Origin of the sequence: Salmonella sp. SAL4457 (genome assembly GCF_046548235.1) — a bacterium.
In the GTDB taxonomy this organism is placed as follows: domain Bacteria; phylum Pseudomonadota; class Gammaproteobacteria; order Enterobacterales; family Enterobacteriaceae; genus Salmonella; species Salmonella enterica.
In genome coordinates, this window is record NZ_JBGDZO010000536.1 from 1 (window position 1) to 270 (window position 270).

Sequence of the window (270 nt, forward strand, 5' to 3'; positions counted from 1 at the left end):
TCCAGCAGCAGGTTCGAGTCATTGATCAGCAGTCCGTGCTGCGGTTCCGCCACGCCGGCGCGCTGGCACCAGAGCGCCCAGGATTCGGTGGAGCGCAGTGTAGGGCAGGCGACGATCTCGCTCGGCGTGCGCGGCAGGCGGCCGCCGTTGAAGTCGGGCGCGGCGACCATCAGCACCTCGCCGTCGAACAGGCGTTCCCGACCGACCCCTTCCCAGTCGCCCTTGCCGATGCGTACGCCGAGGTCGGCCAGGCCCTGGCGCAGGTTCTGC

General features: G+C 70.4%; 1 protein-coding gene. It reads right to left on the minus strand.

Going from position 1 to position 270, the window contains the following annotated elements:
* Nucleotides 1–270: LysR substrate-binding domain-containing protein (locus tag ACLJNW_RS25380; RefSeq protein ID WP_410961391.1), on the minus strand; the 270-nt coding region annotated here is incomplete at both ends.